Origin of the sequence: Actinomadura sediminis (genome assembly GCF_042675525.1) — a bacterium.
Lineage (GTDB): Bacteria > Actinomycetota > Actinomycetes > Streptosporangiales > Streptosporangiaceae > Spirillospora > Spirillospora sediminis.
In genome coordinates this window covers 42151-48490 of record NZ_JBHTJA010000051.1, presented here as the reverse complement: position 1 = coordinate 48490, position 6340 = coordinate 42151, and the positions used below count along the sequence as shown (strand labels likewise).

General features: G+C 78.5%; 5 protein-coding genes. 3 read left to right on the top strand and 2 right to left on the bottom strand.

The window, feature by feature from the left end; genetic code table 11:
- Together ACFQ11_RS23080 and ACFQ11_RS23075 are read right to left on the bottom strand one after the other, a co-directional pair.
- On the bottom strand, nt 1-1269 hold a 1269-nt coding region (locus ACFQ11_RS23080; RefSeq protein ID WP_378301964.1), incomplete at its 3' end, for an amidohydrolase family protein.
- Between the two features lie 314 nt (nt 1270-1583).
- Nucleotides 1584-2789: a CoA transferase gene (locus tag ACFQ11_RS23075; protein WP_378301962.1), complete on the bottom strand. Its 1206-nt coding sequence runs from the start codon at nt 2787-2789 to the stop codon at nt 1584-1586.
- 53 nt (nt 2790-2842) lie between these two features.
- Here ACFQ11_RS23075 and ACFQ11_RS23070 point away from each other — a divergent pair, with 53 nt between their 5' ends.
- From ACFQ11_RS23070 to ACFQ11_RS23060, 3 genes are all read left to right on the top strand, one after another.
- A complete protein-coding gene (locus tag ACFQ11_RS23070) occupies nt 2843-3862 on the top strand; it encodes an enoyl-CoA hydratase/isomerase family protein (RefSeq protein WP_378301960.1) in 1020 nt (339 codons plus the stop codon).
- A gap of 118 nt (nt 3863-3980) precedes the next feature.
- The gene (locus ACFQ11_RS23065; protein ID WP_378301958.1) at nt 3981-5036 is read left to right on the top strand and encodes an acyl-CoA dehydrogenase family protein; all 1056 of its coding nucleotides are present in this window, start codon (nt 3981-3983) and stop codon (nt 5034-5036) included.
- Nucleotides 5037-5038: 2 nt separating this feature from the next.
- Nucleotides 5039-6244 (top strand): acyl-CoA dehydrogenase family protein, encoded by a 1206-nt coding sequence (locus ACFQ11_RS23060; RefSeq protein WP_378301956.1) that lies wholly within the window; start codon nt 5039-5041, stop codon nt 6242-6244.
- The last annotated feature ends 96 nt before the right edge of the window (nt 6245-6340 follow it).

Here is a 6340-nt window from a genome sequence, read left to right as displayed (position 1 = left end):
GTACGGCGTGCCGGGCGCGGTGAGGTACCCGCGCAGCGCGGCCGCCGGGTCGATCGCCTCGTCCGCCCCGAGGACGTCCAGGGACCGCGTGCGGCGCCGGACCGCCGCGGCCATGACGGCCCACGGGTCGGCGGGCCCGTACGGGGCGTCGCTCGACAGCCCGACCGGGACGCCCGCCGCGGTGAGGCCCGCGCAACGGTACAGGTCCGGGCGGTCGGCGGCGGGGACGTCGCGGAGGTAGTCGTCGCCGCGATCGGCGATGAACCCGGGCTGGGTCACCACGCGCAGCCCCCGCGCGGCCAGGTCGCCCGCCGTCTCGGCGGGGACGAGCGCCGCGTGCTCGATCCGGTCGCCGGGTCGCGCGCCGGACGCGTCGAACGCGGCGAGCAGCAGGAAGAGGGCCTCGCGGGTGACGCAGTGGACGGCGACCGCGCGTCCCGCCGCGTGCGCGCGCCCGATCCGCTCGGCGAGGTCGTCCAGCGACGGCAGCCCGGAGTCCGCGAGCACGATCTTGTACGGCCCGGTGGTGACGCGCCCGGGGAGCGGCTCGGCCGGACCCTCCAGCGGGACGCCCAGGAGATGGACGCGCTGGGGGAGCGCGCCGTCGCGGACGGCCGACCCGATCGAGGCGAGCGCGGTCCCGTCCAGGTCGGGGGTCGCGTCGGTGACGGCGGTGACGCCCAGGCGCAGCAGCCGCGCGCCGACCCCCGCGAGATCGGCGGGCGGTGCGGGCGGCAGCCGCTCGCGGAGCCAGGCGTCCGCACGCCACAGCCGTCCGGTCGGCGCGCCGTCCGCGCCGCGCTCGATGCCCGGGTGGCCGCCCGCGGCGAGACCCGCCGCGCGCACGGCGGCGGAGTTCAGCGTCCACAGCGCGCCGCCGCGGTGCTGGAGCCGGACGGGACGGTCGGCGCGGAACGCGTCGAGGCCCGCGGCGTCGAGGTGCCCGGCGACGGCCTCGGCGTAGCCCGTCCCGCGGATCCAGCCGTGCTCGTCGGGGACCGCGCCGCGCAGCGCGGCGGCCAGCCCGTCCGGCGTCGTGACGTCCGGCGGCCCGCAGGGCACCGACCGTTCCGCGGCGGCCATGGCGTGCAGGTGCAGGTGGTGGTCGCACAGCCCGGGGAGCAGCGCGCCGCCGCCGCACTCCACCGTCCGCTCACCGGCCCGCCGCGCCAGCCCGGGGCCGATCTCGGCGACCCGGCCGCCCTCCACCCGGACGTCCGCGCGCACGCGCCCGTCGAGCTCCGCGTCCCGCAGCAGCAGCCCGCTCATGTCCCGCGCCCCCCGGTCCGGAGCATCACCGCGACGGTACCCGCCGCCCCTGCGCGGCGTCTCGCGGACGCCGGCGTCCCGCGCGGTCGCCCCGATCACGAGACGGGTGTCCGTTGTCCGGGAGGCGCGGTGGCGGCGTTCCGCCCATCGCCGGGGCGGCGGTGGCCCATACGGAGGCGCCGGCCACGAGACCGGTGTCGCGCGTTCACGGGGCGGAAGCCGACGTCCGTCGGCGGCGGCCGGATCGGCGAACCGGCGACCCTGCTCGCGAGACGTGGTGTCGCGGGGTCGGGCGTCCCGCGTGAGCGGCCGGATCACGGGCCCGGTATCCCCAGTTCGCGCAGTACCTCGGCGGTGTCCCGTCCCGATTCGGGCGCCGTGCCGTCGACGCGGCGGCGCACCGGCTCGGCGACGGGCACGAGCCCGTCCGTTCCGGTGTCGACGGCCCACCCGTCGCAGTGCCGGACGGCGGCCGGGGGCGCGCCGGGCCCGCGGGGGTCGAGCGTCGCCGCCACGACGTCGGACATGGCGACGTCCCACAGCACGCCCCCGCCGCCCGGCGGGGCGGTGCAGGCCAGCGCGGCGGCGGTGAGACCGGTGAGCGGGTCGGCGATCGCGTCGCCGCAGAACAGCGGCGTCCCGTCCGGCTCGCGGCGGACGAGACCGCAGGCCGCGGCCACGTCGTCGCCGAAGCCGACGCGGTCGGCGTCCCGCCCGTACGCGGTGATCGACACCCAGGTCGTCCCGGCGGCGACGGCGGCGTCCGCGTCCAGGCCGAACCGGGCGAGCGCGCGCGGCCGGGACGCCTCGACGACGATGTCGGCCGCGTCCACCAGCGCCGCCATCGCGTGCCGTCCCGGCGCCGTGCCGGGATCGAGCACGACCGAGCGGTGGCCCGCGTGCAGCAGCCGGTAGAAGCCCGGATCGCCGCGGCGGGCGCCGTCCGGGCGCGACGGTGTCTCCACCTTCACGACCCGCGCGCCCGCGAGGCCGAGCAGGTGCGCGCACAGCGGTCCCGCCCACAGCGCGCTGAAGTCGACCACGAGCAGGCCCTCGACGGAGCGCGGCGACAGCGGCGCCGGAACGGCCGGGCGGCGGGGCGTTCCCCCGGCGGGCCCGGCCGCGACGCCGAGCAGTTCGGCGCGTTCCGCCAGCTCGTCGCCGGTGTGCACGCGCAGCCACGCGGCCACGGCGGGCCACGGGTCCGGCCCCGTCTCCGCGCCGATCATCGCGCCGAGCAGCGCCGGGTCGTCCGGGCGGGCGCAGGAGACGGCCGCCCACCCGTCGGCGGTCGGCAGCAGCCGGCAGGAGCCGCCCGCCGACACCGTCCCGCCGCGCCGGTGCCCGGTGAAGGCGGCGCGTTCGGACAGCAGCCGCGGGCCGTCCACCGGCACCGGCAGCGTCTCCGCCAGTTCCCGGGCGAGCGCCGCGCCGCGTCCCGGCGGCACCAGGGGCGGGCCGTCCGGACGCCCGGTCAGCGGCACCACGCCGCTCGCCGCCCACTCGGCCAGCACGGACATGGCCCGACGATACACTCTGCGCCCCGACGCCGATCTCGACCGGAGGGAGCCCGATGATCGTCTCGATCGAGGACCTCGCCGACGGTGCGGCGGACGCCCCCGCGCTGGACCCGGACGGCGCCCCGCGCGACCCGCTCGTGGCGGTGGACCTGTCGGGCGGCGGGTCCCCGGCGCTGCTCGAACGGGCGGCGCGCGCGGCGCTCGGGTCCGACCGCCTCCTCGTCGGGCTGGGCGACGCCGATCCCGTGCTCGCCCGGGCGCTCGACGTCACCCTCGCCACCGCCGACGCGGGGCCGGAGAGCGTGACCGTCGCCGACCCGGGGGAGCGGCTCGAGGCGATCGGCCGGGCCGTTACGGCGAACCCGCGCGCCGCCCTCGTCCTGCGGGAGGTGCTGCGGGCGGTCGAGCACCTGCCCGTGCCCGCCGCACTGGACGTCGAGTCCTACGCCTACTCCACCCTGCTCGGCGGGGCGGAGTTCGCGCGGTGGCTCGCCGCCCGCGGGCCGCGCCCGCTCCCGCCGGAGACCGCCGACCCCGTCCTGGTCGACCGCGCGGGCGACGTCCTGCACGTCACGCTGAACAGGCCGGACCGCCGCAACGCCTACGGGCGGCAGGTGCGCGACACCCTCGTGGACGCGCTGCGGGTGGCGCTGCTGGACGACGGGATCGCCCGGGTCGTCCTCGACGGGGCGGGGCCCGCGTTCTGTTCCGGCGGCGACCTCGACGAGTTCGGCACCGCGCCCGATCTCGCGACCGCCCATCACGTCCGGACCCGCGCCGGTGCGGGACGTCCGCTGCACCGGCTCGCGGCCCGGGTCGAGGTCCGCGTGCACGGCGCCTGCGTGGGCGCGGGCGTCGAGCTGCCCGCGTTCGCGGGCCGCGTCGTCGCCCGCCCGGACGCCGCCTTCCGCCTGCCGGAGGTCGCGATGGGGCTGATCCCGGGCGCGGGCGGGACGGTGAGCGTGCCGCGCCGGATCGGCCGGCACCGCACCCTGTACCTGGCGCTCACCGGCGAGACGCTGGACGCCCGCACCGCCCGGGCGTGGGGGCTGGTCGACGAGATCTCCGGATAGGGCGGCACCGGCCGACCGTTGCGGAGGGTTGCTCTGGACAAACGAGAATACTAATCTCGCTACCGAGAACATCGATGTCGGAGTGTGCTCCTCCGGCCCGACGTGGGGGTGGCGCCTGGTGGACCTGGCCTTCACCGATGACCAGGAGGTCCTGCGCGCGAGCCTCCGCGACTTCTTCGACGGCGAAGCGCCCCCGGCCGTGGTGCGCGCCGCCGAACCGCTCGGGTTCGACGCCGGCCTGTGGCGCAAGGTCGTCGAGATGGGCCTGCCCGCGATCCTCGTGCCCGCCGAACACGGCGGGGGCGGGGCGGGGCTGCTGGAGCTCGCCGTCGCGGCCGACTGCCTGGGCCGGACGCTGGCGCCGGTCCCGCTCGCCGCGGCCGCCGCCGCGACCGCCCTGCTCGCCGAGGCCGCGCCGGACCATCCGTGGACGGCCCGCGCCGTCGCGGGCGACCTGCTGGCGACCCTCGCGCTGCGGCCGGTCACCGGCGGCGTCGCCCGGCTCGTCCCGGCCGGGGCGGTGGCCGACGTGGTGGTCGCGACGCGCGACGGGGCGCTCGTCGCGACCCGGGCGCCCGAACCGCTCGCCGCCGGGTCCGCGCGGGACCGGGCCGTCCCCAACCTCGGCTCCATGCCGGTCGCGGACCGCCCGCTGGACGACGGCGAGACGATCGTCCTCGCGGAGGGCCCGGCCGCCGTCGCCGCCCACGCCCGCGCCGTCCGCCGCTGGGAGGCGCTGACCGGCGCCGCGCTGACCGGCCTCGCCGCCCGCGCGCTCGAACTCGGTCTCGGCTACGTGCTGGAACGCCGGGCCTTCGGGATCCTCATCGGCGGCTTCCAGACGGTGCAGCACCGCCTGGCCGACGACGCGACGGCGCTGGAGGGCGCGCGGCTGCTCGCCTGGAAGGCCGCGTGGGCGCACGACGCCGGGACGCCGGACGCGGCCGAACTCGCCACGATGGCGCTGCTGTTCGCGTCCGAGACCGCGTACACCACGGCGTCCGACAGCCTGCAGATGCACGGCGGCTACGGCTGCACCCTCGAATACGACGTGCAGCTGTACTACCGGCGCGCCAAGGCGTGGCCGCTCGTGGCGGGCGACCGCCGCGCGGCCTACGCGGGCCTGCCGCGCCGCCTCTTCGGCACGGCGTCCTCCACCACGGCAGGGGTGTGACCATGGACTTCCGCGAATCCGACGAACTGGCCGGGCACCGCGCGGCCGCGCGCGCCTGGGTCGAGGCGAACGTGCGCCCGGAGTGGGCGGAGGAACAGCGCCGCAGCGGCTGCCACCAGACGATGGAACTGCACGAGCGGCTCGCCCGCGACGGCGTCCTCGCCGCCGGCTGGCCCGCCGAGTACGGCGGCGGCGACGCCGACCCCGGCTACGCGCGCGCCGTCTTCGACGAGTGCGCCCGCGCGGGCCTGCGCTGCGACGGGTGGGCGACGACCTCGATGGTGCTGCACACGATCCTGCACGTCGGCACCGAGGAGCAGAAGCGCCGGTACCTGCCCGGCGCGCTGCGCGGCGAGATCCTCATCGCCCTCGGCTACAGCGAGCCCGACTCCGGCTCGGACGTGGCCGCCGCGAGGACGACGGCCGTCCGCGACGGCGACGCGTGGGTCGTCGACGGCCAGAAGATGTTCACCAGCACCGCGCAGGTCTGCAGCCACGTGTTCGTCCTGGCCCGCACGAACCCGGACGCGCCCAAGCACGCCGGGCTGTCGCTGCTCCTGGTTCCGACGGACGACCCCGGGTTCGAGTGCCGCCCGATCCGCACGCTCGGTGGCCAGGTCACCAACGCCACCTTCTACACCGGCGTGCGCGTCCCCGAGGCGGCCCTCATCGGCGAGGTCGACCGGGGCTGGAACGTCATGCGGATCGCGCTGGTGTACGAGCGGGGCGTCGGCGGGCCCGCGTCCGTGGACCACGCGATCGCCGCCGACCTCGCCGCGTGGGCGCGGGACGCGCGCCGCCCCGGCGGGACGACCGTCCTGGACGACCCGCTGGTCGCCGAGCGGATCGGCCGGATCGCCGTCGAGGAGGAGGTCTCCCGGCTCCTGGGCGGCTGGATGGACTGGCACGCCGCGAAGGGCGGCGTCCCGGGCCCCGAGGGGGCCATGCGGAAGCTGTACTGGAGCGAGTCCGGCCGGCGCCACCTCGCCGACGCCCTGGACATCCTGGGCGCCGAGGGGCTGCTGGCGCCCGGCGCGCCGGACGCGCCCGCCGGCGGGGCCTTCGAGCACGAGTTCCGGGCCGCCGCCGTCACCACCGTCTACGGCGGGGCCAGCGAGGTGCTCCGCGACATCATCGCCGAGCGCCGCCTCGGCCTCCCGCGCAGCCGTCCGAGGGTCGGGCCGGCGCGACCGGCCGGCCCCGCGTGACACGGCCCGCGTGACACGGCCCGCGCGAGCCGGCCCGCGCGGCACGGCGGAGCGCGGGCGACCCCCTTCCACCCGCGAAGGCCGCGACCGGGCCTT

What these genes read in the sequence shown, in the direction of transcription:
- ACFQ11_RS23075 (WP_378301962.1), bottom strand. Translation starts at nt 2,789, where the DNA reads ATGTCCGTGCTGGCCGAGTGGGCGGCGAGCGGCGTGGTGCCGCTGACC.
- ACFQ11_RS23070 (WP_378301960.1), top strand. Translation starts at nt 2,843, where the DNA reads ATGATCGTCTCGATCGAGGACCTCGCCGACGGTGCGGCGGACGCCCCC.
- ACFQ11_RS23060 (WP_378301956.1), top strand. Translation starts at nt 5,039, where the DNA reads ATGGACTTCCGCGAATCCGACGAACTGGCCGGGCACCGCGCGGCCGCG.